Annotated in this window: 1 protein-coding gene and 1 pseudogene; both read right to left on the minus strand. The window is 42.2% G+C overall.

Features of this window, described 5'->3' with window-relative positions; all coding sequences use genetic code 11:
• Positions 1-512, minus strand: a 512-nt coding sequence (locus ACQEXR_RS20315) for a lipase family protein (RefSeq protein WP_427021055.1), incomplete at its 3' end; no start/stop codon positions are given.
• Between the two features lie 78 nt (positions 513-590).
• Positions 591-683 (minus strand): annotated as a pseudogene (locus ACQEXR_RS20320) (IS5/IS1182 family transposase); the annotation flags it as partial.

The following is a 683-nucleotide window of genomic DNA, read 5'->3' on the forward strand; positions in this document are numbered from 1 at the left end:
GTGCGCGGCATTCCGTAAGTGTACAAACGCAATGTTGATGGCGAATAGGTATCTTGTATTAATGCGCTCATGATCAGCGCAGCTGCGCCACCGAGGCTATGCCCCGCACAGTATATTTCCTTGTGCCTATGAAGTTCTTTGAAATCGTCTTTTAGTGAGTTCCATAACGCCATCGCATACTGATAAAATCCGCGATGCAAATAAGCTCCCCCAAACTCAGAAGGAGCAATTTGTGCGAGATCAAAATTAGTCTTTACCATGTCCTGTACGAAGGGGGATTGAATTGTGTCGCCTAATTTATCTACCAACAGAACTTCTATTCCAGAAGCGGCTTTGACAATTTTGAGAAAATGAGTGTCTTCTACTCTATTTCTGTTCTCAAAATATGGCTCTGTGCCTCGTATGCCGATTATCGCGATATCATCATTAAACAAAATGTACCCTTCAGCGCCTACATCTTCATCAGCATAATAATTGTAGTTAAGTGCTTGGCTATATGGGATTTCTTGCACAATCCATTTTGTTGCTAGATTGCTACAATTTTTGGGGACTTTCCTAGGGCGTGTTGATCTTTGCTGCACGTTTTATGCTCAGCAATACATTGGCAGCCACATTAACATAAATGCCAGCGATACCATGCTGGCATAGTTCCTTTTCAACTTGTCATATCTAGTGGATATTGC

It is taken from the genome of Vibrio sp. TRT 2004 (assembly GCF_050113735.1).
Taxonomy (GTDB): Bacteria; Pseudomonadota; Gammaproteobacteria; order Enterobacterales; family Vibrionaceae; genus Vibrio.